Here is a 24,155-nt window from a genome sequence, read left to right as displayed (position 1 = left end):
CCGTGCCGGATAGCCGAAATAAAGGCATGGTGCCTTTATGGGACATCTGGCGTGGCCGTGCCGCCCGGCGCGTTATCGCTTTGACCAATCCCAGCGGTTATGCTTGAGCCGCCGCCTCGCGACGAGGGCGAATCTCTTGGAGCCGCATGGCGTGTTTTTGAAGTTTCTGGTTACGGGCGGGGCGGGTTTCATCGGCTCGGCGGTGGTGCGCAAGTTGATCGGGGAGACGGCTCACAGCGTCTGCGTGGTCGACAAGCTGACCTATGCCGGCAATCTCGCTTCGCTGGCGTTGGTGTCAGGCAGCAACCGCTTTCGCTTCGAGCAGGCCGATATCTGCGATGCTGCGGCCATGCAGGCGCTGTTTGCTGATTTCGCTCCCGACGTCGTCATGCATCTGGCTGCCGAGAGCCATGTCGATCGCTCGATCGACGGGCCGGACGACTTCATCCAGACCAATATCGTCGGCACCTTCGCGCTGCTGCAGGAGGCGCTGCGGTATTGGCGGGGGTTGGCGGAGGATCGGAAGGTGGCCTTCCGTTTCCATCATATCTCGACCGACGAGGTCTTCGGCTCGCTGGGCGACGAGGGGCTCTTCCGCGAGGACACGGCCTATCAGCCGAACTCGCCCTATTCGGCCTCGAAGGCGGCCTCGGACCATCTCGTGCGGGCCTGGCACCACACCTATGGCCTGCCCACGGTGATGACCAACTGCTCGAACAATTACGGGCCGTATCACTTCCCCGAGAAGCTGATCCCGCTGATGATCATCAATGCGCTGGAGGGCAAGCCGCTGCCCGTCTACGGCTCCGGCCAGAACGTGCGCGACTGGCTCTTCGTCGACGATCACGCCGATGCGCTGCTGCTGGTGGCGCAGAAGGGCGTTCTCGGCGAGACCTACAATATCGGCGGGCACAACGAGATGGCCAATATCGAGGTGGTGCGCGCGATCTGCGCGATCCTCGACGAGTTGCGGCCCGATCCGGCGGGGCCGCGAGAGCGGCTGATCGCCTACGTCACCGACCGGCCGGGCCATGATGCGCGCTATGCGATCGACGCCGGCAAGATCGGCCGCGAGCTCGGCTGGACGCCGAAGGAGACCTTTGAGACAGGCTTGCGCCGGACGGTGGCCTGGTATCTCGACAATCCGTCCTGGTGGGGCGACATCCGGTCGGGCGTCTATCGCGGCGAGCGGCTCGGCTCCGGCTGAGCCCGCTACCCGAGCCCGCCCTTCCAAACGAAAGCGATCCACCATGCTCAGCGTCGAAGCCACGGCCCTGCCGGATGTGAAGATCATCCAGCCCAGGAAGTTCGGCGACCATCGCGGTTTCTTCTCCGAGGTCTACAACCGGCAGGCCTTCGCCGCGGCCGGGATCGCGCTGGAGTTCGTGCAGGACAACCATTCGCTGTCGGGTGCGGTCGGCACGCTGCGGGGCTTGCATTTCCAGTCGCCGCCCTTCGCGCAGGACAAGCTGGTGCGGGTCACCCATGGCCGCATCCTCGACATCGCCGTCGATATCCGCCGGTCGTCGCCGACGTTCGGGCAGCATGTATCGATCGAGCTGTCGCGCGAGAACTGGCGGCAGATGCTGGTTCCGGCCGGTTTCGCCCATGGCTTCGTCACGCTCGAGCCCGATACCGAGGTGATCTACAAGGTGACGAGCCTCTATTCGGCCGCCGACGATCACGGACTCGCCTTCGACGATCCGGCGCTGCAGATCGACTGGATGCTTTCCCATGACGGACTGACGCTGTCCGACAAGGACAGGACGCATCCGCGGCTCGCCGACCTGCCGCGCTATTTCGACTGAGAGGATGCTGGGGCCCGTCATGAGAGTTGTCGTCACCGGACAGAACGGACAGGTCGCGCTGGCGCTCGCCGAGCGGGCCGCGGCGTCGGGCATCGATCTCGTCGCGCTGGGACGTCCCGCATTCGATCTGGAGCGGCTTGAGACGATCGCGCCCGCGCTCACGGCGGCAAAGCCCGACGTGATCGTCAATGCCGCGGCCTACACCGCTGTCGATCTCGCCGAGAGCGAGAGCGGGACGGCGCACAGGGTCAATGCGGAGGCGGCCGGCATCGTCGCTGCGACCGCCGCCCGACTCGGCGTGCCGGTGATCCAGATCTCGACCGACTATGTCTTCGACGGGTCGCTCGACCGGCCCTATCGCGAGGACGACCGGACCGGGCCGGTCTCGGCCTATGGCCGCTCCAAGCTCGGGGGCGAGCAGGCCGTGATCGCGGCGACCGACAACCATGCGATCCTGCGCACGGCCTGGGTCTACAGCCCCTTCGGCAAGAACTTCGTGCGGACCATGCTGCGGCTCGGCGCCGATCGCGACGAGGTCGGCGTCGTCGCCGACCAGGCCGGCTCGCCGACGAACGCGCTCGACATCGCCGATGCGGTGCTCGGCGTCGCCCGCAATCTTGTGGAGCGTCCAGGCGATCCAGCGCTGCGCGGCATCTTCCATATGGCGGCGCAGGGCGAGGCCGTCTGGGCCGATGTCGCGGAGACCGTTTTCGCGGTCGCGACCGCGGCTGGCAGGACGCCCGTGCGGGTGACGCGCATCGCGACGCGGGACTACCCGACGCCGGCGCGGCGACCGGCCAATTCGCGGCTGGATTCATCCAAACTCGCCCAAGCCCATGGCGTGGCCCTGCCCGAGTGGCGCGGCTCGCTGCGGGCCTGCGCGGAGCGGCTCATCGCCGCGGAACAGACAGGACGGATATCATGAAGGGCATCATTCTGGCCGGCGGCTCCGGCACGCGGCTGCATCCGATGACGCTGGCGATGTCGAAGCAGCTGCTGCCGGTCTACGACAAGCCGATGATCTACTACCCGCTGACGACGCTGATGCTGGCGGGCATCCGCGAGATCCTGATCATCTCGACGCCGCACGACGTGCCGCATTTCCAGCGGCTGCTCGGCGACGGCTCCGAATGGGGGCTCGACCTCGCCTACGCCGAGCAGCCGACGCCGGCGGGCCTGGCGCAGGCCTATATCATCGGGGCGGATTTCGTCGGGTCGCAGCCCTCCGTCCTGATCCTCGGCGACAACCTGTTCTACGGCCACGGCCTGCCGGAGCGGATGCAGGCGGCCGGCGCCCGGGCGACCGGTGCGACGGTCTTCGCCTATCATGTGCGCGATCCGGAACGCTACGGCGTGGTTTCGTTCGACAAGGCCGGCAAGGCGATCTCGATCGAAGAAAAGCCCAAGGCGCCGAAATCGAACTGGGCGGTGACCGGGCTCTACTTCTTCGACGCCCAGGTGATCGACATCGCCGCCAACCTCAAGCCCTCGGGGCGCGGCGAACTCGAGATCACCGACGTCAACCGCGTCTATCTGGAGCGCGGCCAACTCTCGGTCGAGACCATGGGCCGCGGCTTCGCCTGGCTCGACACCGGCACCCCCGACAGCCTGCTCGAAGCCGGAGAATTCGTCCGCACGCTCGAGAGCCGCCAGGATCTGCGCATCGCCTGCCCGGAGGAAATCGCCGCCCGGCAGGGCTGGATCTCGCCAGCGCAGCTGGAGGTCGTCGGAGCAAAGCTCGCCAAGAGCGAGTACGGCCAATATCTGTTGCGCATCGCCAGAGAGCTGTCGCGATAGGGCCGACCGGCCGACTTATCCCCGGCGCGTTCGGTCGGGCCGATACTGGCTTCGCATGTCGCGCCACCATGGTGCGGCCAACCCTTGCGAGGCCCCATGACCGCAACCGCGCGGCTCGACCTGCCCCTGCTTGCCGCAGGGCAGGCACAAAAACACGTCACCCATAACGATGCGCTGATCCGGCTCGATGCGTTGGTGCATCTCTCCGTCACGAGCCGCACGGAAACGGGCCCGCCTGCCGTGCCGAGCGAGACCTCGGCGTACATCGTGCCGGCTGCCGCAACCGGTGTTTTCGCCGGGCATGAGGATGAGGTCGCACTTTTCGAGGATGGCGGCTGGAGCTTTCTCGAACCGCGACCGGGCTGGCAGGCCTGGGTCGCCGACGAGGCCGAGGAGCAGATCTGGACCGGGACGATCTGGCGTCGGGCAAGCCCGATCAGCAGCGAGGGCGCCGAACTCTGGGGCGTGAACGCGACCGCCGATGCGGCGAACCGGCTGGCGGTGGCGTCGCCGGCGAGCCTGTTCAATCATGACGGCGCCGGCCATCGCCTGACGATCAACAAAGCCGCGGCTGGGCAGACTGCGAGCTTCGTCCTGCAGGACGGTTTTTCGGGCCGGGCCGAGATCGGGCTTGCCGGCGACGACGATCTCCATCTCAAGGTCAGCGCCGACGGATCGAGCTGGACAGAGGCGCTGATGGTCGATCGCTCCAACGGGCAGGTCTCGCTGCCGGCGACGCCATGGGCGGCGCAGCCCAATCTGCTGGTGAATGGTGACATGACCATCAACCAGCGCGGCTTTTCCGGCGGCGCGCTGGGTTCCGGGGCCTATGGCTTCGACCGCTGGAAGGCCGATGCGGCTGGAACCAGCCTGTCCGTCAGTGGGTTTTCGATCACGCTGAGTTCAGGTGCGATCGTGCAGATTGTCGAGCCGCTTCTGTGGGGCATCGCATCCTTTGCCGGCGTCCCGCTGACGCTCTCGGTTGAGGGCTTGAGCGGCGGCAACCTGACGGTCGGGATCGGCAGCGTCTCCGGCGCGATAACGGCCGGAAGCGGTCGGCGCTCCGTGACGTTGACGCCGGCCGTCGGCGATACCGTGCGGCTGGCACCGGCGGCGGGCGCGGTCGCGTTCCAGCGCATCAAGCTCGAATTCGGGCGGCATGCGACGCCGTGGCAGGCCCGGCCGCTGCCTCAGGAGCAGGCGCTGGCACGGCGCTATCACTGGCGCGTCGAAGGCACCTATCTGTTCGATGGCTATCAGGCGGCGGGGCAGGCCGTGACCGAGTTGATCGTGCTGCCGACATCGATGCGGGCAGTGCCGAGCGCGTCGTTCTCCGTCGTCTCGCAGGGCAACATCAACGGCGGCGGCACCGACCGCGGCATCGACACTCTGACCGCCGGCTCCGCCCGGATGCGGATGGCCGCGGCGGCGACGGGACGGGTGTTCGCGGAGTTCTCCGATATCGTCTTCGACGCGGAACTGTAGGTCTCCGCTCACGCCTTGAAGACGGTGTCCGCCGTCAGTCCGTTGCGGGCGCAGACATTGCGTGTATCGACGACGAGCCGGGCGTGGCACACGACGAGGCTGTAATCGACGTCGTCATGATCGGTCGCGATCAGGACGGCGTCGTAGTCGGCCAGAGTCTCTGCAGTCAGGGGCTGGCTCTGGCGGCCGGTCAGTCCGGCATGCTCGCGGGTCGGCCGGATCGTCGGGATGTGCGGATCGTGATAGGTGGTCGTCGCGCCGCGCTTCTCGATCAGCTCGATCAGTTTGAGCGAGGGGCTCTCGCGCATGTCCTCGATGTTCTTCTTGTAGGCGATGCCGAGCACCAGGATTTTCGCCTCGCTGAAGGCTTTGCGCAGCTGGGTGTCGACGAGCTCGGCGAGCCGGTCGACGACGAGATAGGGCATGTGGGTGTTGATCTGCCCGGCGAGCTCGATGAAGCGGGTGGCGATGTCGAATTCACGCGCCTTCCAGGTCAGGTAGAACGGGTCGATCGGGATGCAGTGCCCGCCGAGACCGGGGCCCGGATAGAACGGCATGTAGCCGAAGGGCTTGGTCTTGGCGGCCTCGATTACTTCCCAGATGTCGATGCCCATCGCGGCGTAGACCTGCTTCAGCTCGTTGACGAGCGCGATGTTGACCGATCGGAAGATGTTCTCGGTCAGCTTCACTGCCTCGGCCGTCGCGGTCGAGGAGACCGGCACCGTCGAAACCACGAGCGCCGAATAGAGCGCGTCCGCCATGGCCAGCGCATCGCCGCCGTCGCCGCCGACTACCTTGGGGATATCGGAGGTGCCGAAGCTGGCATTGCCGGGGTCCTCGCGCTCGGGCGAGTAGGCGAGGTGGAAGTCCTCGCCGCTCTTCAGGCCGCTGGCGCGTTCGAGGATCGGCCGCATCAGCTCCTGCGTCGTGCCGGGATAGGTCGTTGATTCGAGCACGACGAGCTGGCCCGCCCGCAGCGTCGCCGCGATCGCCTGCGTCGTGGCGACGACGAAGGACATGTCGGGCTCGCGATGACGGTTGAGGGGCGTCGGGACTGCGATCAGCAGGGCGTCGGGCTCACCGAGCCGAGCGAAATCGGCGGTCGCTTCGAAGCGGCCGACGGCGACCGCATCGCGGATCGGCTCCGACGGGATGTGCTTGATCGCACTCCGGCCGGCATTGACCAGCCCGACGCGGTTCTCGTCGATATCGAAGCCGACGACGCGAAAGCCCTGACGCAGCGCGGTCAGCACCAGCGGCAGTCCGACATAGCCGAGGCCGACGACGCCGATCACCAGCGAGCTGTCGCGGACCTTGTCGATGAAGCGCGTCGCGGTCTCGGAGGGCATGGCATCACCGGTTGGGCTGTCGGGGCGAGCGACCGGATGTTTCAGATGCGACTTGGGGCGTCAACCGATTGCGGGATCGCTCGAGCGTGGGATCAGCCGGCTCGGTCAATCGCGATAGACGCTTTTCACATGAGCGTTGATCGCAACGATGTCGGGCAGGGCGCCACCATTGCGGGCGGCGAGATGACCCTCATGCCAGTACCAGTCGTCGAAGCCGACATTCAGCCGTTGGTAGCCGGCCTCTGCCAGCAGAGTGTGCATCTGTTCGCGACGCGGCTCGACGAAATTGTGCTCGATCGTGAAGAGCGCAATCGGATGGCGGGCGAGGTCGATGCTGCGCAGGATGTCGAGCTCGGAGCCTTCGGTATCGAGCGAGACATAGTCGAAGCCGGTTCCTGCGGCTGCGTCCATCGTCGCCATCTCGTCGAAGGTGACGGTCTCGACGGTGATCAGTCCTCCCGTACTGATCGCGTTGCGGCGGTCTTTTGCATAGCCGTCGGCCTCGGCGTATTCGGCGAGCGTGCCGATCTCCTCGGATGCGACGAAGGAAAGCCGTTGTCCGCTCTCGCGATAGACAGCCTTCTCCAGGCAGAGCGCCGTGCGGCTGGCCTTCAGCTTCGTGAACAGCAGCGGATTGGGCTCGACCAGCACGCCGCTCCAGCCATGGTCGGTCTCCAGGAAATAGGTGTTGCTGTGCAGGACGCCGTCGAAGGCGCCGATCTCTGCGAAGCGCCCATCGCGGCGGCCCATGCACATGGCCAGCACCCAGCGCTCCTGCTCGATCTGCGAGTTCGTGGGGGCGTCGAAGGCGTCGCGCCAGTGCGGGCGGGGCAGCGAAGATGGCGTTTGCGGCAAGGAGACGGTTCTCGCGGGATGCGGATCGGAGCGGGGTCGGGACCATGCCTCGCGCGATGTCTGCGGTCGAGGGTGGCTCGCGCGGTTTTGAGACCCTCGCGGCCGCAGTGGCTGGCCCGCTTCTTGCTGAGATTTTCGTGCCGGCCTGTCGATAGCGGCAGCGCGTGCGGACCGAACTTTGGAGGGCAAGATGGGCGTTCAGGACGACATGGCTTCCACTCAAGGCGTAGAGTTGCAGGATCAGGGCTTGAGCCTCGAGCGGCGCAGCCTGTTCGGGCTCGGTCTCGCGGGGGCTGCGATCGGCGGCGCCGCGGCCGCCAGCCTGCTCGCGCCTTCGGCCGCGCTTGCGCAGACGGTGACCAAGAGCAAGCTCTACACCATCAAGGAGCGCGGCAAGCTCATCGTCGGCACGGGCAGCACCAATCCGCCCTGGCACTTCCAGGATGCCAGCGGCAAGCTCGTCGGCATGGACATCGATCTCGCCAGGCTTCTGGCGAAGGGTCTGTTCGACGACTACGAAAAGGTCGAGTTCGTGCTGCAGGGCTCGGATGCCCGCATCCCGAGCCTCGTCACCGACAAGGTCGATATCGTCGTGCAATGGATGACCGTGACGGCGGGCCGGGCCCAGCAGGTCGACTTCACCATTCCCTACTACCGCGAGGGCGTCGGCCTGATGCTGCTGGCGCGCGGCGGCAAGTACAAGGACTATGCCGAGATGAAGGCGGCCGGCAAGGCGGTCACCGTTGGCGGCATGCAGAACGTCTTCCTCGAGCAGTGGATCCATATGGCGCTGCCGGAAGCCAAGGTCGACGCCTTCGACAGCCCGGATTCGGCGATGCAGGCGCTGAACGCGCGTCGAGTCGATGCCTCGATGCAGGACCAGTCGGCCATGCGCTGGCTGATGCAGCAGGCGCCTGGTCGGTTTGCGGATTCAGGCTTCGGCTGGATGCCCAATTCCTACGCCTCCGCTGTCAAGCCCGGCGACCCGACCTGGCTGAACTGGGTCAACACGGTCTACAAGGAGGCGATGCTGGGGGTCGATTTCGACTATTTCGCCGCGTCCTACAAGAAATGGTTCGGCATCGAGCTTCCGATTCCCAAGGTCGGTTTCCCGCAAGAATTCGCCTGATGGCTCTGGCCAAGCCGGGTCTGGTCGGCGCTTGCGCCGGCCGGCCCGGTGCCGCACTGCGTCGGGAACAGTCACGGCCATCATGATCGACTACCATTTCGACTGGTCCGTCATCGCGCGAAACTCCGGCAAGCTGGGCGATGCCCTGCTGCTGGGCTTAGGTCTCGCGGTCGTCTCGCTTCTGATCGGCTGCGTGATAGGGCTGCTGGCGGCTTACGCGCGCGTCTCGGGCAAAAGATGGCTCTCGGCGCCGGTCTGGGCCTATGTCGAGTTCATCCGCTGCACGCCGCTGCTGCTGCTGATCTTCTTTTTGTATTTCGGCCTCCCCGAGTTCGACATCAGCTTCCTCGACAAGACGCAGAGCTTCGTGTTGTCGCTGTCGCTCTATGCGGGGGCCTATATGTGCGAGGTCTTCCGCGCGGGCCTGGCCTCGATCCCGAAGCAATATGTCGAGGCCGCGAAGGCGATCGGGATGCGGCCCGTGCAGCGCCAGGTCTATGTCGTGCTGCCGGTGATGTTTCGCATCACGCTGCCCTCGATCGGCAACAACCTGATCTCGCTGTTCAAGGATACGTCGCTGGCGGCCGCGATCGCCGTGCCGGAGCTGACCTTCACGGCGCGGCAGATCAACGCCAACACCTTCCGCGTGATGGAGGTCTGGCTGACCGCGAGCGCGCTCTATCTCGCCAGCGCCTATCTCATCGCCATGGTTCTGCGGCTGCTCGAGCGCCGCTACGCGTCGATCCGCTGAGGTAGCCATGGATTTTTCGATGGCACCCGGCACTTTCCTGTTCGAGGCCTGGCAGGCCCGGCAATCGCTTTTGTCGGGGCTGGGAGTCACCCTGCTGAGCTCGGCCCTGAGCATCGTCATGGCGACGGTGCTGGGGCTCGCTATGGGCGTGGCGCTGACTTTCGGCTGGTGGTGGCTCAGGCCGCTGGCGCGGCTCTATGTCGACGTGATGCGCGGCCTGCCGTTGCTCGTGCTGATCCTGTTCACCTATTACGGACTGGCGCTGTTCGGCATCAACGTGCCGGCCTTCTGGGCCGGCGTGATCGCGCTCGGCGCCTTCGCCACGGCCCATGTCGCCGAAAACTTCAGGGGTGCGGTCCAGTCGGTTCCGGCCGGGCAGATGGAAGCGGCCAAGGCGATCGGTCTGACCTTCGGCAAGCGGCTGACCTATGTGATCCTGCCGCAGGCGGTGCGGCGGATGCTGCCGCCCTGGGTCAACACCGCGCTGGAGATCGTCAAGGGGACGACACTGCTCTCGATCATCGGCGTCGTCGAACTGCTGCTTTCGGCGCAGCAGGCGATGGCGCGCAATTACATGATCATCGATTTCTACCTGCTGACCGCGGCCCTCTACGTCGCGATCAACTTCACGCTCGCCCAGCTCGGCGCCACGCTGGAGCGCCGCTTCTCCTATCTGCGCTATTGAGACAGGACGCGCCTGCGATGACAGAGCCAGCCCTTCTGCAAGCCCGGGAGGTACGCAAAACCTTCGGTCAGATCGAGGTGCTGAAGGGCATCGACCTCACCGTTCGGCAGGGGCAGGTGGTCTCGCTGATCGGGGCCTCCGGCTCGGGCAAGACGACCTTCCTGCGCTGCATCAACCTGCTGGAGGAACATGATGGCGGCGAGATCCTGCTCGACGGCGATCCGGTCGGCTACACCATGGCCGGCACGCGCCGGAAACGGCTGAGCGAGACGAAGATCTCGGCACAGCGGGCGCGGCTCGGCATGGTGTTCCAGCAGTTCAACCTGTTCCCGCATCTGAGCGCGATCGACAACGTCATGCTCGGCCTGACCAAGGTGCAGGGCAAGAGCCAGTCCGAGGCAAAAGACATCGCGCAGCACTGGCTCGGGCGCGTCGGGCTGGCCGACCGGGGTGGGCACTATCCCTATCAGCTATCGGGCGGTCAGCAGCAGCGCGTCGCGATCGCGCGGGCCGTGGCGATGCAGCCGCGCCTGCTGCTGTTCGACGAGGTGACCTCGGCGCTCGACCCCGAACTCGTCGCAGAAGTGTTGAGCGTGATGCAGGGGCTGGCCGAGTCGGGCATGACGATGCTGCTCGTCAGCCACGAGATGATGTTCGTGCGCGACGTCTCCAACCACGTCGTCTTCCTCGACCAGGGGAAGGTGGCCGAGGCCGGGGCGCCGGCCGAGATCTTCGGCAATCCGCAGAACGACCGGCTGAAAAGCTTCCTCGGTCGCTTCCACGGGTTGTTCGGGCGGGGCTAAGGGGCGCCTTGCTCAGGCCGCCACATCGGGCGGGCAGGGGGGCATCTCGCGCAGGAATTTGTAGCGGCCGTTCTGCTTGATTGCGTCCAGTTCATGAGAGATCAGCCCCGAAGGCTGGATCTTCTCGACGGCGATCTCGTCGGCATCGAGGCTCAGGACGAGAAAGGCGCAGGCTGGGTCGCCCGTATGGCCATGGCTGCCGGCAAAGGCCAGGGCCGGCGCCCAGAGATGGCGCACGCCATCGACGATGCGATCCCGATGCGTGTGAAGATGGCCGCTGACGATGAGCCGGAGATCGGCGCCACGCAGGCGTTTCATCAGCTCCTGCCTTGGCGCGGGCCCCATCGATGCGATGGTCGGGACCGTTTCGTCCGGACTTTCGACGAAGAGCGGCTTGTGCAGGAACAGTGCGATGCGGCTGCCGACGCTCTCCGCCAGCGCCGCATCGAGCCAAGCGTTCTGCTCTGCTTCGCGCGCCAGCCCCGAGCCGAAGAGCTGGGCGTTGAGGCCAAGCAGCGTCCAGCCATCGAGGGGCTTCATCCAGCGATCGGGGCCGATGGCGGCGTCCCAGCGGGCGAGCCGGGGCTCGTTGACGATCTGCTTCAGGTCCTGGCCGGGCGGTTCGTCTCCGACGTCGTGATTGCCCGGCAGCGGCAGTACGGTTCCCGGCAGGCCGCGCAGCGCCGCCGCGGCGAAGGCCATCTCCGCGTCGCTGTCGGGGCCGTCGATGCAGAGGTCGCCATTGACCACGGTGCAGGCGGCGTCGATCCGCGCGGCGGAATCGCGCGCCAGAAGCCAGTTGTCCCAGAAGAAGCCGTGCGTCGGCGAGAGGTGCGGGTCGGAGAGAACGATGACGCGGTTCATGCGGGCCTCAGGCGAAGTCGAGGTTGAAGGCGCGGAAGTCCATGTAATAGAGCGGATAGTGCGTCCATTTCACGCTGCGGCGCTTGGCGAAATACTCGCGCACGGGATAGAGGATCAGGGCCGGGGCTTCAGCCTCGTACTCGTCCATGAGGCGCAGCCAGAGCCGCTTGCGCTCGGCCGGATCGGTTGCGAGGCGCAACTCGTCGCTGATGGCGTTGAAGGTCGTCGGTTGCCAGAAGCCCGATTTCTGCAGGAAGTAGTCCTTCGACAGATGGACCAGAAGCCCGCCGCCGAGCGGGTCCGGAAAGCGGAAGGCAATCGAGGTCGGCCGCACGTCGGCGCCCGGATTGACCAGCTGCGCCAGGTTCTCGATCGTCTCGAGGCGGCTCTTGACGCCGACGGCCTCCCACATCTGCTGGATGACCTGGACGGCGAGCAGCATCTGCAGATAGTAGCCCGGCGTGATCCGGATGACGATTTCCTCGCCCTTGTAGCCGGCCTGGCGCAGCAGTTGGCGGGCACGCTCGGGATCGTGGGTAAAGCCGCGACGATCGCCGTCGTAGAGCGGGCCGAAGGAGGGCGTCTGCAGCGCCGCCATGCGCTGGAAGCCGGCACCCCAGAGCGACTGGCCGATCGTATCATAGTCGACGGCGTAGTTCAGGGCCTGACGAATACGGGCATCCCGCAGGACCGGGTTGCGCGTGTCGTAATAGAGGATGTGGGCGAATTCGAGCGGCACGTCGACGGCCTCGAACGTCTTGTTGCCTGATAGCGTCTGCGCCTGCTCGGGGAGCAGGTTGGTGATCAGGTCGAAATCGCCGGCATGGAGCCCGGCCAGCCGGCTCGACGCCTCTGGAACAACCGTGAAGACGATCTGCCGGGCCTTGGGACGTCCCATCCAATAGTCGTCATGGCTTTCAAGAACGGCGCGCTGATCGCGCTGGAAGGAGGCGACGCGGTAGGGTCCGCTACCGATCGGCTTCTGGCGGAGGCCGGCGATGCCCTGTTCGCCATAGGCCCTGGCCGAATGGATCCAGCCGCCATAGGCGGCCAGACGCTGCGGCATCACCACATCGGGCGTCTTGGTGCGCAGAATGACGGTGTCACGCCCTTCTGCCTCGACCGAGGCGAGATGCCCGAAATTGACCCGCCCCTCATGGTGCTGAACCTGCGCCCCATACATTCGCTCCGGCGAGAAGGTGGAAAGCACGTCGTCGGCGCTTAGCACGGTCTCGTCATGCATCCGCACGCCCTGGCGAAGCTTGACCTCCCAGGTCAGCGGGTCGCGCTGGCGCAGCGAAGTGGCGAGATGGGGCACGAGCTTCTGCCCGCCCTCGTCCGCCTCGCGCAGGAAGTCGCGGCGCCACAGGGTGTCGAAGACGTTGTAGGAGATGCGCAGGCCGACATTGGAGATCGATTCGAGCGGCTCCAGCGTCGGCGGCAGAGCCTGGACGGCAACGCGCAGGATCGGCCGCGTGTCGCTTTGGGCCCTCACGAGCCGGGGCAGCAGGGCCGGGGCGGCGATGCCTGCGGCCAGCAGATGACGACGGGTGACCATGGCTTGGCTCCTTGCGGGAGCGGCAAACTGGTCGCCAGCGTTGACAGTGAGATGACGGATTCTAGTGAATTTCCGGCTCGGGGATTTTGGCGGTGCCCTCGAGATAGTCGAAGTCGCAGCCCTTGTCGGCCTGGCGGATATGAGCGGCCGACATCTTGCCGTAGCCGCGGGGATAGTCGCGGTCGGGCGGCGACCATGTCGCTAGTCGCGCTGCGATTTCGGCGTCGGTCAGGTTCACCGAGATGGTTCGCGCCTCGACATCGACGCTGATGACGTCGCCGGTTCTAACCGCCGCGAGCGGGCCCTTGACGTAGGCTTCAGGCGCGACGTGGAGCACGCAGGCGCCGTAGCTGGTGCCCGACATGCGCGCGTCCGAGATGCGCAGCATGTCGCGCACGCCCTGCTTCAGCAGCTTGCGCGGGATCGGCATCATGCCCCATTCCGGCATGCCGGGACCGCCGACGGGGCCGCAATTCTTCAGCACCATGATGTGGTCGCGCGTGACGTCCGTATCCTCATCATTCACGGCCCGCATCATCGCGTCGTAGTCCTCGAACACGATCGCCGGACCCGAATGCTTCAATAGATGAGGCTCGGCGGCCGAGGGCTTGATGACGCAGCCATCGGGCGCGATGTTGCCCTTGAGGACGGCAAGGCCGTTGGCGGTCGAGACAGCCTTGTCGAGCGGGCGGATGACGTTGTCGTCATAGACGGTGGCGAGCGCGATGGTTTCCGCAAGCGGCTTGCCGGTGACGGTCATGGCGTCGGTGTGGAGCTTGCTTTCGAGCTGCTTCAGCAAGGCGGGCAGGCCGCCGGCATAGAAGAAATCCTCCATCAGGAATTCGCCCGAGGGCCGCAGATTGGCGATCACCGGGACTGTGCGGGAGAAAGCATCGAAATCGTCGGGCGTCAGGCTCACGCCGGCACGGCCGGCCATGGCGATCAGGTGGATGATGGCGTTGGTCGAGCCGGCCACCGCCATATGCACGGTCAGGGCGTTCTCGAAGCTCTCGCGCGTGAGGATGCGGTCGGGCGTCAAATCCTCCCAGACCATCTCGACGATGCGCTTGCCGCTGGCTGCCGCCATGCGGGGATGGGCGGCGTCTGCGGCCGGAATGGCGGAGGCGCCGGGCAGGGTCAGGCCCAGCACCTCGGCATGGCTCATCATGGTCGCGGCGGTGCCCATCGTCATGCAGGTGCCGTGCGAGCGGGCGATGCCACTCTCCATGTCCTTCCACTGGTCGTCGGTGATGTTGCCGGCTTCCTTCTCGGCCCAGTATTTCCAGACGTCGGCGCCCGAGCCTAGCACCTTGCCGGCCCAGTTGCCGCGTAGCATCGGGCCTGCCGGCACGAAGATGAAGGGCAGGCCGGCGCTGCAGGCACCCATGATCAGCGCCGGGGTGGACTTGTCGCAGCCGCCGAGCAGCACCGCGCCGTCGAGCGGGTGGGAGCGGATCGATTCCTCGGTCTCCATCGCCAGGAAGTTGCGATAGAGCATGGTGGTGGGCTTCTGGTACTGCTCCGAGACCGACATCACCGGGATCTCGACGGGGAAGCCTCCGCTCGCCCAGACGGCGCGCTTCACCGCATCGGCGCGGTCGCGCAGATGGGTGTGGCAGGGGTTGATCTCGGACCAGGTGTTGATGATGCCGATGACCGGCTTGCCCATGAACTCGTCATGGCCGAAGCCCATCTGCAAGGCCCGCGAACGATGGCCGAAGGAGCGCAGATCGCTGGCGCCGAACCAGCGCTTCGAGCGCAGGGTGTCGGGCGTCTTGCGGGGGTGGGTGGTCATGGCGTGTCCTCGGGTGGTTTTTTGTCGTTCAAAACGATGTGTCATTCCGGGGCGGCCCATAGGGCCGAACCCGGAACCCACGACCGGGTGAGACGTCCTGACGGGGCTGAAGGGCTCGCCCGGTCGTGGGTTCCGGGTTCATCGCTGCGCGATGCCCCGGAACGACAGCGGTATCACTCCGCCGCGATGCGGACCGGGTTCCAGCCGGAGACGATCTGGCGCAGTTCAGCCTTCTCGGCGGCGTTCAGCTCCGGCAGGCCGGGCAGGCGCACCGGGCCGACATCGGTTCCGAGCAGGCCGAGCGCTTCCTTCACCACGGTGACGTTGGCGCCGTTGCCGTATTTCGTACGCAGGGTCTCGAAACCGGCGATGGCGTCGACCTCGATCCGGGCGGCTGCGTAGTCGCCGGTCTCCAGCGCGTGCCAGACGGCCAGCGAGCGCTCCGGTGCGACATTGATCAGGCCGGAGGTGAAGCCGCGCGCGCCGAGCGCATAGAAGGGCGCGGCCCAGCCCTCGGCGAGCCCGCAGATCCAGTTGGCGGACGTCCCTTGCGTGGCGCGCACGCATTCGGCCAACAGCATCATGTTGCTGGAGGCGAATTTGACGCCCGCGACATTGGGATGTGTCGCGACGCGAACCAGATCCTTCACGCCGATCGCGTCGGAGCGGATATAGGCCACGAGCGGGATCGTCAGCGCCTCGGCGATTGCGATGATGTAGTCGGCCTGCGATTGCGGCGCGGCGAAGGGGTCGAGCGGGTGGTGGACCATCACCGCGTCGCAACCGGCACCGGCCGCGAGCTTCCCGGTCGAGACCGCCTCGCGCAGCGAACGGCCGATGCCGGCTGTGACCAGCGCCTTGCCGGCTGCCGCTTCGGCTGCCACCGCATGGCTGCGCACGACCTCGTCGGTCGTCATCGGGTAGAACTCGCCGGTGTTGCCGGCCGAGACGATGTTGTGAATGCCGGCCTGCGCGATGCGGGCGACGATCCTGCCCGTCACCGCCCAATCGGCCTCGCCATCGGCGCTCCAGGCCGTGACATGCACGCCCGAGATGCCGCGCAAGGCGCTGCGAACCTTGCCGTGGTTTTCCTGGTCATTCGTCATAGCTTAGTCCCTCCGCATCGGCGCCGAACACCTGCCGCACATGGCTTTTGGCCGAGCGGACGATGTGGCGGCGCATTCGTTGTTCGGCCAGCGCCGGCTCGCGTGCCCTGAGCGCATCATAGATCGATCGGTGTTCCTCGAAACCCTGCTCGCGCTCGGCCGGTTCCGAGAGCAGCGCGATGCGCTGGGCATGGTCGTACATGCGCTGGCCGTCTAGGCGGCGTTCGAGATAGGTGCAGCCGGAGATGCGATGGATCGCACCGTGATAGGCCTCGTTCAGTGTGACGAGGTCTTCCAGCGCGCTGTGGGCCGTCGCGTGCTGCATTTCCTCGATCAGCCGGGCCATCCCGGCGATGTCGGGCGCGCCGATCCGGTTGGCGGCGATATGGGTCATGACACTTTCGAGCGCGGCACGCCCCAACGCCATCTCCAGGGCCTGCCGGGCCGAGAACTCGACGAAGACACCGCGCCGCGCCTCGGTGCGGACCAGCCCCTCGCTCTCCAGCTTGCGGATCGCGTCCTTCACCGGCGTCGTGCTGACGCCGAGCATCTCGGCGAGATGGCGCTCGTTCAGCCGCTCGCCATTCCTGAAGCGTCCCGCGACGATCGTCCGGCGCAGGCGCTCATGCACATGCTCGCGCAAGGAGCGCAGCAGATGGGGAGCGACAGGCTCTATGGCGCCGAATTCGGACATACGCGTTCCAGGACGATGTGACGGCCGGCCGATGACATCCTGGCGGACGCCCGGTCAAGCTTGGTCGCCGCATCAAACACCACAAACTGCAAGAATCGGCAAGTCTGAAATTTCAGATTTCAATTGGTTTTGGACGTGCTATGTCGATGGTCGAGAGGCCCGAGCAGGGCCCATACGAAAGGTGGCCGGCCAAAGAGCCGGTCTGGAAACGCAAATGGAGGATAGCCTGATGATTTCGAGCCGTCGCAGACTGCTTGCCGCCGCCGCCTGCCTGGCTGTTCCGCTGGCGATGCCCGCCCTGGCCCAGCCGGCCTACCCGTCCAGGGTCGTTACGATCGTAGTGCCCTTCGCGGCGGGCGGGACGACCGACATCCTCGGCCGGTTACTGGCCGAGCGCCTCGGCGCGCGGATGGGCGGGCGCTTCATCGTCGAAAACCGCGCCGGAGCCGGCGGCAACACCGGCGTCGCCGCCGTGGCGCGCTCGGACCCCGACGGCTACACGCTGACCATGGGGACTGTCTCGACCCATGCGATCAATCCCGGCGTCTACACCAAGATGCCCTACGACCACATCAAGGACTTCGCGCCGATCTCGCAGGTCGCGAGCGTGCCGAACATCCTGATGGTCAATCTCGATCTGCCGGCCAAGACGGTGCCGGAACTGATCGAACTCCTGAAGAAGAATCCCGGCAAATACTCCTTCGGCTCCTCTGGCGCCGGGACTTCGACACATATGGCGGCGGAGTTGTTCAAGGTCTCGACCGGCACCGATATGGCGCATGTGCCATACCGCTCGAGCGCGCAGGTGACGCAGGATTTGTTGTCGGGCCAGATCCAGGTCTCCTTCGACAACATCACCATCGCCTGGCCGCATGTCGAGGCCGGCAAGATCCGGGCGCTCGCCACCGCGACGCCGGAGCGGCTCGCCGTCGCCAAGGATCTGCCGGCCCTGGCAGAGTTCATTCCGGGCTATGCCGCAACCTCCTGGCACGGCTTCTTCTCGCCCTCGGGCGTGCCCAAGGACATCGTCGCGAAACTGTCGACCGAGACGCAGGCGATCATGCGCGAGCCCGCCGTGATCGAGCAGATGAAGAAGCTCGGTGTGGATCCCGTCGGCTCGACGCAGGAACAGTTCGCGGCGCACATCGCGGCCGAGACCAAGCGCTGGGCCGAGGTGGCGCAGAAGGCCAATGTCAAGATCGAATGATCGACATAACCAGCGTCTGGAAAGTGCGCTGTCATCCCGGGCGCAGCGAAGCGGAGACCCGGGATCCATGCCGGAATCGTTCAGGAATGGATCCCGGATCGGCGCGGCTGACGCCGCTTGTCCGGGATGACGGCGATGAATGTTGACGTATTGCAGACAAGGACCGCGCCCAGCATGACCATCCTTACCGACGAAAACCGCACGAAACTCAAGCGCGTCTCGACCGCGACGCTGACAACCGCCCTGTTCAAGCGCGGCTTCCGCAACGTCTTCATCCAGGATGTGAGGCCGCTGGGCCTGAAGGACGGGTCGATGGTCGGAGAAGCGTTCACGCTGCGCTACATCCCGGCGCGCGAGGATCTCGACCATCTGGGCATGTTCGAGGGGACGCAGCATCCGCAGCGCCGCGCGGTCGAGGATTGCCCGCCCGGCCATGTCATGGTGATCGACAGCCGCAAGGATGCCAAAGCCGCCTCTGCCGGCGGTATCCTGGTCTCGCGGCTGATGCAGCGGGGCGTCGCCGGGATCGTTACGGATGGCGGCTTTCGTGACAGCCCGGAGATCGCCGGCATGGCGATCCCGGCCTATCACAATCGCCCGAGCGCGCCGACCAACCTGATCCGCCATCACGCGCTCGACATCAACGCTCCGATCGCCTGCGGCGATGTCGCGGTCTATCCCGGCGACATCATGGTCGGCGACGGTGAAGGGGTCTGCGTCATCCCGGCCCATCTCGCCAACGAGGTCGCGCCGGAGGTCTACGAGCAGACGGCCTATGAAGACTTCGTCGCCGAGCGCGTGCGGGGTGGGCAGGGCATCTTCGGGTTGTACCCGGCCAATGCCGAGACCAAGGCGGAATTCGCGAAATGGCGGCCGGGCTGGTCGTGAGCGCAGGCCGGACACTCAACTGAACGACGGCGAAGCCGGCCGCGACACGGGCTGCCAGGGACGCTGCCCATGCGGCGCGTCCCGCCATGACCAGAACGATAAAAAACGTGGAGGGAACAATGGTTGAAACGTCACGTCGTCATCTGCTCGCCGGTGGCCTTGCTGCCGCGGGCTCCGCGCTGGCAGGTCCTGCGTTGGGACAGGCCTTTCCGTTCAAGCCGAACCAGCGCTATCCCGACCCCTCGGTCGAAATCCTCGACCCGAGCTTCGGCAAGTACCGGATCTATTCGAGTTCGGTCGAGCAGCTTGCCACCGGCATGCGCTGGGCCGAGGGGCCGGTCTATTTTCCGGAAGGACGCTACGTCCTCGTTAGCGACATCCCCAACAACCGGATCATGAAGTTCGACGAGGCGAAGAACAGCTTCACGGTTTTCCGCGAGAACGCCAACTTCGCCAACGGCAATGCGCGCGACCGGCAGGGCCGCCTGATCACCTGCGAGCATTCGGTGACACGTCGCGTCACGCGGACCGAGAAGAACGGCAAGATCACCGTGCTGGCCGATGTCTTCGAGGGCAAGCGCCTGAACGCGCCCAACGACATCGTTGTCAAATCCGACGACACGATCTGGTTCACCGATCCGCTGTTCGGCATCAACGGCGAATGGGAGGGCGCGCGCGCCAAGTCCGAGCAGGCGACCACGAACGTCTATCGCATCGGCCCGGACGGCAAACTGAGCGCCGTCGTCACCGACCTGCTCAACCCCAACGGGCTCGCCTTCTCGCCGGACGAAAAGAAGCTCTATGTCGTCGAGTGGCGGGGCACGCCCAACCGCAGCATCTGGAGCTTCGACATCGATGCGCAGGGCAAGGCGTCGAACAAGACGAAGGTGGTCGATGCCGCCGATTTCGGCGCGCTCGACGGCTTCAAGGTCGATCGCGATGGCAATCTCTGGTGCGGCTATGGCAGCAACGGGGCGCTGAACGCGGAAGCTGCCGAGATGGGAGGCCGCAAGGTCTTCGGCCTGAGGGGCAAGCCGGAAGACCTCGATGGCGTCATGGTGTTTAGCTCGGCGGGCAAGCCGCTGGCCTTCATCCGCCTGCCGGAGCGCTGCGCCAATCTGTGTTTTGGCGGCCCCAAGGGCAACCGTCTCTATATGGCGAGCAGCCACTCGCTCTATGCGCTTTATGTCGAGGCGCATGGCGCGGTGTGAGCGGTGCCGATGTCGGCTGCGGCGGCGTCCGCCGCCGCAGCCGACTAGCCATGCCAGCGTTAACCGCCGCTTGAGACCTCTCTGCAAGGGTTGCAACTCACCCATGCGTTGGAGTTGAGCGTGGCCATGACAGAGCAGACCCTCCGGCCATGATTGCCGGCGCGACCTGGCCGACACGCTATGACGCCTGGGTCAACCGTCAATTCGGGATGCCCCGGCTCGACGACGCCGATGCGGCTGCGCTGCGCATGGCGCAGGCGGAGATCTTCGCGCGCGTTCTTCCCGCCATCCTGATGTCCAATCTGCTCTCGGCTGTCGTCGTCGCGATCGTCGCTATGTTTCATGGCTGGCTGTGGTTTCCGCTTGCGTGGAGCGCCTGCGTGATCGCCGGCGGCCTGCTCGGCATCCTGCGAATCTCGAAGATCAAGCAACGCAAGCGCGAGGATGCGCCATCGGCAAGGTTCAACGACCGGATCCTGGCCGACTCCGCTCTCATGGCCGCCCCTTGGTTAGTGATGGCAGTCGTCATCAATCCGACCGCCGTGCCACAGATGGAGGTGCTGACGTCAACCCTGCTGGCAGGGGTGGTCTGCGCCGGTACCTTAACCATGGCGAGCATGCCATCTGCCGCGCTCCTCTTCGCGGTTTTGATCCTGGGAGCGCGCATCGTTCATATCGCGCTGGCGCCGCTCGACCACATGATAGAAAATCTGATGTTACAGGTGATCTATGGCTCGGTTATGCTGGTTTCCCTACGCAGCATGGGGCAGATCTTCATCGATCGCGTCCGCGCCATCCACAGCGCGCAGGCGCTCGGGTTGGAGGCGCAGGCTCAGGGGCGTGTCGAAGAGGCGCGGCGCGAAGCCGTAGAGCAGCAAGCCGAGACGTTCCGGCGCGAAATCGGCGCTATTCTGCAGCCCGTCTTCCAGTCCGTCGGTCACATGAATGGCGCCGCCGAGCAACTCGTCGCAATCTCGCGACGTTCGCAGGATCAACTCGCCGGCGTGCTGACGACGGTCGGCGAGGCCAGGACCGACATCGCCTCGGTCGAACTCTGCTCGTGTCGTCTCACCGATACGATCTCCCTGATCCGCAACGAGGCCGACCGGACCACGCAGTTGGTACGAACGGCCGCTGCGGATGTCGCGGCCTCCGTGGCCGTCAAGGCGCAGCTCACGCAGGCGGTGCGCGATATCGGCGAGGTGTCGGAACTGATCCGGAAAATCGCGGCCCAGACGAATCTGCTGGCCCTCAACGCCACGATCGAAGCGGCGCGGGCCGGTCTTGCGGGGCGCGGCTTTGCGGTCGTCGCGACTGAAGTGAAGGGGCTGGCTGCCCGAACGGAAGCGGCGACGAAGGAGATTTCGGAGCGCATCGCGGAAGTCCGGGGCGCGACCGAGCGGTCGATGGCCGCCGTCATGAACATCAGCGTCTCGACCGAAGCGATCGTGGGGGCGACCGGCGGCATCGTCGTGGCTGTCGATCAGCAGGCCGAGGCGATCCGCACCATGGTGGATTTGCTTTCGCGTACCGTCAGGGAAACGGAGCAAGCGGCCGGTGCTATCGATATCGTCGTAGCCGATGCGGCGCGCATCATGGGCAATGGCAGGCAGGTGTCCGAGGCGGCGGCGGAGGTCGATGTCTCCGCGCGACGGCTCGACGAATCCGTCGCCCGGTTCTCGCGCGACGTCGTCCGGGGCTGATCAGCCGGGCGTCCCGACGCCGTAGAATTCGCGATACCAGGCAACGAAGCGTCCGATGCCGGTCTCGATTGGCGTGTCCGGCCGGAAATCCACCCGCGCCGTCAGGTCGGCGACGTCGGCATAGGTCGCCGGCACGTCGCCGGCCTGCATCGGCTGATGCCGTTTGATCGCGGGCTTGCCGCAGGCGGCCTCGATCACCGCGATGAAGCGGTCGAGCCGGACCGGCGTGTGGTTGCCGATGTTGTAGATGCGCCAGGGCGCAGCGGCCGTCGCCGGGTCGGGCCGCGCCTGATCGAAGGACGCGCCGGGCTCGGGCGGCATCGAGGCGAGCCGGACGATCGCCTCGCTGACATCGTCGACATAGGTGAAGTCGCGGCTCATCTGCGCCTCGGCATAGACGTCGATCGGACTGCCTTCGAGGATCGCCTTGGTGAACTTGAAATAAGCCATGTCAGGCCGGCCCCAGGGGCCGTAGACCGTGAAGAAGCGCAGGGCCGTCGCCGGAATGCCGTAGAGATGGGCGTAGGAGTGCGCCATCAGCTCGTTGGCGCGCTTGGTGGCGGCGTAGAGCGAGACCGGATGGTCGGCGCCATCATGCTCGCTGAACGGCGTCCTGGCATTCGTGCCATAGACCGAACTCGACGAGGCATAGATCAGGTGGCCGACCGGGTTGTGCCGGCAAGCCTCCAGCACCGAGAGGAAGCCGTCGAGGTTCGAGCGCGCATAGGCGCGGGGATTGTCGAGCGAATAGCGCACGCCGGCCTGTGCGGCGAGGTGGATCACGACGTCGGGCCTGTAGGCGGCAAAGCTCGCCTGCAGCGCGTCGTAATCGGCGATGTCGAGCTTCTCGAAGGAAAAGCCGTTGCGCGGGGCGAGCCGGTCGAGCCGGGCCTGCTTCAGGGTGGGGTCATAGTAAGGGGTCAGGTTGTCGATGCCGAGAACCTGGACGCCGCGTTCCAGCAGAGCCTGCGTGACATGGAAGCCGATGAAGCCAGCAGCGCCGGTCAGCAGAATCCGTTGTGGTGAAACTGTCGTGATCAAACCGGCAGCCTGCGCCCGATGGACGCTTCAGGGCTCTTCCCGGGCTCGGATTCCGGAGCGGAAGAGCGTGACAGCGACAACTCCCGAGCCAGCGAGGGAATGTGACAGATCGCCGGCCTTGTCAATGAATCGGGCGGCTGCGAAAGCTGCCGCCCGTCTGTCCGCAGGAGGCTGAATCGTGTCGCCCGTCCCGACCGCTCCGCTCCCATCGCGAGGTGCGGGGGCGCTGCCTCTCATCGCCGCACTCGGCGTGACCCAGGTGATCGGCTATGGCGCGCTCTATTATGCCTTTGCGGTTCTGGCGCCACGCATGACCGCGAGCTTCGGCTGGGCCCCGGAATGGACCTATGGCGGCCTGGCTTTGGGCCTTCTCGCCGGCGGCATAGCCGCGCCGACGACCGGCCGCCTGATCGATCGCCATGGCACGCGCCTCGTGATGAGCATCGGTTCGGCGTTGGCGGGGCTTTCGCTGCTGGCGCTGGCGGAGGCACGCGGCCCGGTCGGCTATTTCTCGGCAATGATCGCGCTGGAGGTCGTGTCGACCATGGTGCTCTACGATGCGGCCTTCGCGGCCCTGACGCAGGCCCGGGGAGCGGGTGCGCGCCGGGCGATCAGCCAGCTTACGCTGATCGGGGGCTTTGCATCGACGCTGTTCTGGCCGTTGACGACCACGCTGCTCAGCCAGTTCGACTGGCGGGATATCTACCGGACCTATGCCGTGTTCCAGTTCGGACTGTGCGTGCCGTTGCATCTGTTCCTGCTGCCTGGCCAAGCGCGCCGTTCCGCGAGCGCGGCGCCGCCGCGGCCATTGGGCGGTGGGGCTCCTCGCATGTATCTGGAAGGGGACGCGCGCCGCTCCGCCTTCCTGCTGCTGGCGCTCGCCTTTTCGCTGCAGGGCTTCGTCGTCTCGGCATTGTCGATCCACATGTTGACGATGCTGCAGGGTCTTGGTCTGAGCGCTGCCGTCGCCGTGACGATCGGCGCGATGGTCGGCCCTTCCCAGGTCGCCGGGCGGCTGGTCGAGATGCTGTTTGGTGCAGCTCTGGAGCCGGTGACGACGGCCTGGACCTCGGCCGTGCTGATGCCGCTCGGCCTCCTCCTTCTGCTGTTTGGCGGCACGACGCCGACGCTGGCCGGGCTCTTCGCCATCGCCTTCGGGATAAGCATGGGGCTGGCCTCGATCGTGCGCGGAACGGTGCCTCTGCAGCTCTTCGGCCCGGCCGGCTATGGCGCGATGCTGGGCAAGCTGTCGGCTCCGGGGCTGGCGGTGAGGGCAGCCGCGCCGCTCGTCTTCGCCGTGCTGATCGAGCGGGCCGGGCACTCGCCCAGCATCCTGCTGCTCGTGGTCATGTCGGCGCTTGCGGCCGTTGCTTTGTTCGCGCTTTCGCGGAAGCTCGCCTGACGGCAGGTGTTTCGAAACAACCGT

At 66.1% G+C, this 24,155-nt stretch carries 22 protein-coding genes; 14 read left to right on the top strand and 8 right to left on the bottom strand.

Translation table 11 applies throughout. The features are described from left to right. The first annotated feature begins 151 nt into the window (after positions 1 to 151). From rfbB to AXW83_RS12640, 5 genes are all read left to right on the top strand, one after another. Complete coding sequence (gene rfbB / locus AXW83_RS12660) at positions 152 to 1,207, top strand: dTDP-glucose 4,6-dehydratase (protein ID WP_156640007.1); 1,056 nt, start codon at positions 152 to 154, stop codon at positions 1,205 to 1,207. Between the two features lie 43 nt (positions 1,208 to 1,250). Beyond that, on the top strand, positions 1,251 to 1,808 hold the full coding sequence (gene rfbC, locus AXW83_RS12655) for a dTDP-4-dehydrorhamnose 3,5-epimerase (protein ID WP_066614007.1): 558 nt from the start codon (positions 1,251 to 1,253) through the stop codon (positions 1,806 to 1,808). Positions 1,809 to 1,827: 19 nt separating this feature from the next. Beyond that, positions 1,828 to 2,733 (top strand): dTDP-4-dehydrorhamnose reductase, encoded by a 906-nt coding sequence (gene rfbD, locus AXW83_RS12650; protein ID WP_066620428.1) that lies wholly within the window; start codon positions 1,828 to 1,830, stop codon positions 2,731 to 2,733. Next, positions 2,730 to 3,605 (top strand): glucose-1-phosphate thymidylyltransferase RfbA, encoded by an 876-nt coding sequence (rfbA, locus tag AXW83_RS12645; RefSeq protein WP_066614005.1) that lies wholly within the window; start codon positions 2,730 to 2,732, stop codon positions 3,603 to 3,605. Before rfbD ends, rfbA begins: the two co-directional genes overlap by 4 nt. 96 nt (positions 3,606 to 3,701) lie before the next feature. After that, the gene (locus AXW83_RS12640) at positions 3,702 to 5,090 is read left to right on the top strand and encodes a DUF2793 domain-containing protein (protein ID WP_066614003.1); all 1,389 of its coding nucleotides are present in this window, start codon (positions 3,702 to 3,704) and stop codon (positions 5,088 to 5,090) included. Between the two features lie 8 nt (positions 5,091 to 5,098). On the opposite strand, the gene AXW83_RS12635 is transcribed toward AXW83_RS12640, so the two are convergent. Further along, complete coding sequence (locus AXW83_RS12635; RefSeq protein ID WP_066614001.1) at positions 5,099 to 6,439, bottom strand: nucleotide sugar dehydrogenase; 1,341 nt, start codon at positions 6,437 to 6,439, stop codon at positions 5,099 to 5,101. A gap of 105 nt (positions 6,440 to 6,544) precedes the next feature. Continuing rightward, positions 6,545 to 7,294 (bottom strand): FkbM family methyltransferase, encoded by a 750-nt coding sequence (locus AXW83_RS12630; protein WP_066613999.1) that lies wholly within the window; start codon positions 7,292 to 7,294, stop codon positions 6,545 to 6,547. Between the two features lie 190 nt (positions 7,295 to 7,484). On the opposite strand from AXW83_RS12630, the gene AXW83_RS12625 reads away from it, so the two are divergent. The 4 genes from AXW83_RS12625 to AXW83_RS12610 all read left to right on the top strand — a co-directional run bounded on the left by AXW83_RS12625 (position 7,485) and on the right by AXW83_RS12610 (position 10,662). Next, positions 7,485 to 8,423 carry a transporter substrate-binding domain-containing protein gene (locus AXW83_RS12625; protein WP_236841896.1) on the top strand — a complete coding sequence of 313 codons (939 nt, stop codon included), beginning with the start codon at positions 7,485 to 7,487 and terminating at the stop codon, positions 8,421 to 8,423. An 85-nt stretch (positions 8,424 to 8,508) separates the two neighbouring features. Then, positions 8,509 to 9,174 carry an amino acid ABC transporter permease gene (locus AXW83_RS12620; protein ID WP_066620426.1) on the top strand — a complete coding sequence of 222 codons (666 nt, stop codon included), beginning with the start codon at positions 8,509 to 8,511 and terminating at the stop codon, positions 9,172 to 9,174. A gap of 7 nt (positions 9,175 to 9,181) precedes the next feature. After that, on the top strand, positions 9,182 to 9,859 hold the full coding sequence (locus AXW83_RS12615) for an amino acid ABC transporter permease (protein WP_066613998.1): 678 nt from the start codon (positions 9,182 to 9,184) through the stop codon (positions 9,857 to 9,859). Positions 9,860 to 9,876: 17 nt separating this feature from the next. Further along, positions 9,877 to 10,662, top strand: coding sequence for an amino acid ABC transporter ATP-binding protein (locus AXW83_RS12610; protein ID WP_066613996.1), 786 nt, complete (start codon positions 9,877 to 9,879; stop codon positions 10,660 to 10,662). 12 nt (positions 10,663 to 10,674) lie between these two features. On the opposite strand, the gene AXW83_RS12605 is transcribed toward AXW83_RS12610, so the two are convergent. The 5 genes from AXW83_RS12605 to AXW83_RS12585 form a co-directional block, all read right to left on the bottom strand. Beyond that, a complete protein-coding gene (locus AXW83_RS12605; protein ID WP_066613994.1) occupies positions 10,675 to 11,526 on the bottom strand; it encodes a metallophosphoesterase family protein in 852 nt (283 codons plus the stop codon). 7 nt (positions 11,527 to 11,533) lie between these two features. Next, on the bottom strand, positions 11,534 to 13,084 hold the full coding sequence (locus AXW83_RS12600; protein WP_066613992.1) for an ABC transporter substrate-binding protein: 1,551 nt from the start codon (positions 13,082 to 13,084) through the stop codon (positions 11,534 to 11,536). A gap of 61 nt (positions 13,085 to 13,145) precedes the next feature. Beyond that, a complete protein-coding gene (gene araD / locus AXW83_RS12595) occupies positions 13,146 to 14,879 on the bottom strand; it encodes an L-arabinonate dehydratase (RefSeq protein ID WP_066613987.1) in 1,734 nt (577 codons plus the stop codon). Positions 14,880 to 15,052: 173 nt separating this feature from the next. Continuing rightward, positions 15,053 to 15,985 (bottom strand): dihydrodipicolinate synthase family protein, encoded by a 933-nt coding sequence (locus AXW83_RS12590; RefSeq protein WP_066613985.1) that lies wholly within the window; start codon positions 15,983 to 15,985, stop codon positions 15,053 to 15,055. Continuing rightward, on the bottom strand, positions 15,975 to 16,679 hold the full coding sequence (locus tag AXW83_RS12585) for a GntR family transcriptional regulator (RefSeq protein WP_236841895.1): 705 nt from the start codon (positions 16,677 to 16,679) through the stop codon (positions 15,975 to 15,977). The genes AXW83_RS12590 and AXW83_RS12585 overlap by 11 nt, the downstream gene beginning before the upstream one ends. A 229-nt stretch (positions 16,680 to 16,908) precedes the next feature. On the opposite strand from AXW83_RS12585, the gene AXW83_RS12580 reads away from it, so the two are divergent. The 4 genes from AXW83_RS12580 (at position 16,909) to AXW83_RS27645 (ending at position 21,688) form a co-directional block, all read left to right on the top strand. Further along, entirely contained in the window at positions 16,909 to 17,886 is a 978-nt protein-coding gene (locus AXW83_RS12580) for a Bug family tripartite tricarboxylate transporter substrate binding protein (RefSeq protein ID WP_066620420.1), read from the top strand. 174 nt (positions 17,887 to 18,060) lie between these two features. Beyond that, on the top strand, positions 18,061 to 18,774 hold the full coding sequence (locus tag AXW83_RS12575) for a ribonuclease activity regulator RraA (RefSeq protein ID WP_066620418.1): 714 nt from the start codon (positions 18,061 to 18,063) through the stop codon (positions 18,772 to 18,774). A 119-nt stretch (positions 18,775 to 18,893) separates the two neighbouring features. After that, the gene (locus AXW83_RS12570) at positions 18,894 to 19,985 is read left to right on the top strand and encodes an SMP-30/gluconolactonase/LRE family protein (RefSeq protein ID WP_066613980.1); all 1,092 of its coding nucleotides are present in this window, start codon (positions 18,894 to 18,896) and stop codon (positions 19,983 to 19,985) included. A gap of 149 nt (positions 19,986 to 20,134) precedes the next feature. Beyond that, positions 20,135 to 21,688: a methyl-accepting chemotaxis protein gene (locus AXW83_RS27645; RefSeq protein WP_066613974.1), complete on the top strand. Its 1,554-nt coding sequence runs from the start codon at positions 20,135 to 20,137 to the stop codon at positions 21,686 to 21,688. On the opposite strand, the gene AXW83_RS12560 is transcribed toward AXW83_RS27645, so the two are convergent. Continuing rightward, entirely contained in the window at positions 21,689 to 22,729 is a 1,041-nt protein-coding gene (locus AXW83_RS12560) for an NAD-dependent epimerase (RefSeq protein WP_156640002.1), read from the bottom strand. It lies immediately after the preceding gene. 178 nt (positions 22,730 to 22,907) lie between these two features. Between AXW83_RS12560 and AXW83_RS12555 the strand changes: the two genes are divergently transcribed. Further along, entirely contained in the window at positions 22,908 to 24,131 is a 1,224-nt protein-coding gene (locus AXW83_RS12555; protein ID WP_066613973.1) for an MFS transporter, read from the top strand. Positions 24,132 to 24,155: the final 24 nt, after the last annotated feature.

This window comes from Bosea sp. PAMC 26642 (assembly GCF_001562255.1).
Taxonomy (GTDB): domain Bacteria; phylum Pseudomonadota; class Alphaproteobacteria; order Rhizobiales; family Beijerinckiaceae; genus Allobosea.
The sequence above is the reverse complement of the archived record's forward strand: the minus strand, read 5'-3'. Positions and strand labels throughout refer to the sequence as shown.

What these genes read in the sequence shown, in the direction of transcription:
- rfbC (WP_066614007.1), top strand. Translation starts at nt 1,251, where the DNA reads ATGCTCAGCGTCGAAGCCACGGCCCTGCCGGATGTGAAGATCATCCAG.
- rfbD (WP_066620428.1), top strand. Translation starts at nt 1,828, where the DNA reads ATGAGAGTTGTCGTCACCGGACAGAACGGACAGGTCGCGCTGGCGCTC.
- rfbA (WP_066614005.1), top strand. Translation starts at nt 2,730, where the DNA reads ATGAAGGGCATCATTCTGGCCGGCGGCTCCGGCACGCGGCTGCATCCG.
- AXW83_RS12640 (WP_066614003.1), top strand. Translation starts at nt 3,702, where the DNA reads ATGACCGCAACCGCGCGGCTCGACCTGCCCCTGCTTGCCGCAGGGCAG.
- AXW83_RS12635 (WP_066614001.1), bottom strand. Translation starts at nt 6,439, where the DNA reads ATGCCCTCCGAGACCGCGACGCGCTTCATCGACAAGGTCCGCGACAGC.
- AXW83_RS12625 (WP_236841896.1), top strand. Translation starts at nt 7,485, where the DNA reads ATGGGCGTTCAGGACGACATGGCTTCCACTCAAGGCGTAGAGTTGCAG.
- AXW83_RS12615 (WP_066613998.1), top strand. Translation starts at nt 9,182, where the DNA reads ATGGATTTTTCGATGGCACCCGGCACTTTCCTGTTCGAGGCCTGGCAG.
- AXW83_RS12610 (WP_066613996.1), top strand. Translation starts at nt 9,877, where the DNA reads ATGACAGAGCCAGCCCTTCTGCAAGCCCGGGAGGTACGCAAAACCTTC.
- AXW83_RS12605 (WP_066613994.1), bottom strand. Translation starts at nt 11,526, where the DNA reads ATGAACCGCGTCATCGTTCTCTCCGACCCGCACCTCTCGCCGACGCAC.
- AXW83_RS12600 (WP_066613992.1), bottom strand. Translation starts at nt 13,084, where the DNA reads ATGGTCACCCGTCGTCATCTGCTGGCCGCAGGCATCGCCGCCCCGGCC.
- araD (WP_066613987.1), bottom strand. Translation starts at nt 14,879, where the DNA reads ATGACCACCCACCCCCGCAAGACGCCCGACACCCTGCGCTCGAAGCGC.
- AXW83_RS12590 (WP_066613985.1), bottom strand. Translation starts at nt 15,985, where the DNA reads ATGACGAATGACCAGGAAAACCACGGCAAGGTTCGCAGCGCCTTGCGC.
- AXW83_RS12585 (WP_236841895.1), bottom strand. Translation starts at nt 16,679, where the DNA reads ATGTCCGAATTCGGCGCCATAGAGCCTGTCGCTCCCCATCTGCTGCGC.
- AXW83_RS12580 (WP_066620420.1), top strand. Translation starts at nt 16,909, where the DNA reads ATGATTTCGAGCCGTCGCAGACTGCTTGCCGCCGCCGCCTGCCTGGCT.
- AXW83_RS12575 (WP_066620418.1), top strand. Translation starts at nt 18,061, where the DNA reads ATGACCATCCTTACCGACGAAAACCGCACGAAACTCAAGCGCGTCTCG.
- AXW83_RS12570 (WP_066613980.1), top strand. Translation starts at nt 18,894, where the DNA reads ATGGTTGAAACGTCACGTCGTCATCTGCTCGCCGGTGGCCTTGCTGCC.
- AXW83_RS27645 (WP_066613974.1), top strand. Translation starts at nt 20,135, where the DNA reads ATGATTGCCGGCGCGACCTGGCCGACACGCTATGACGCCTGGGTCAAC.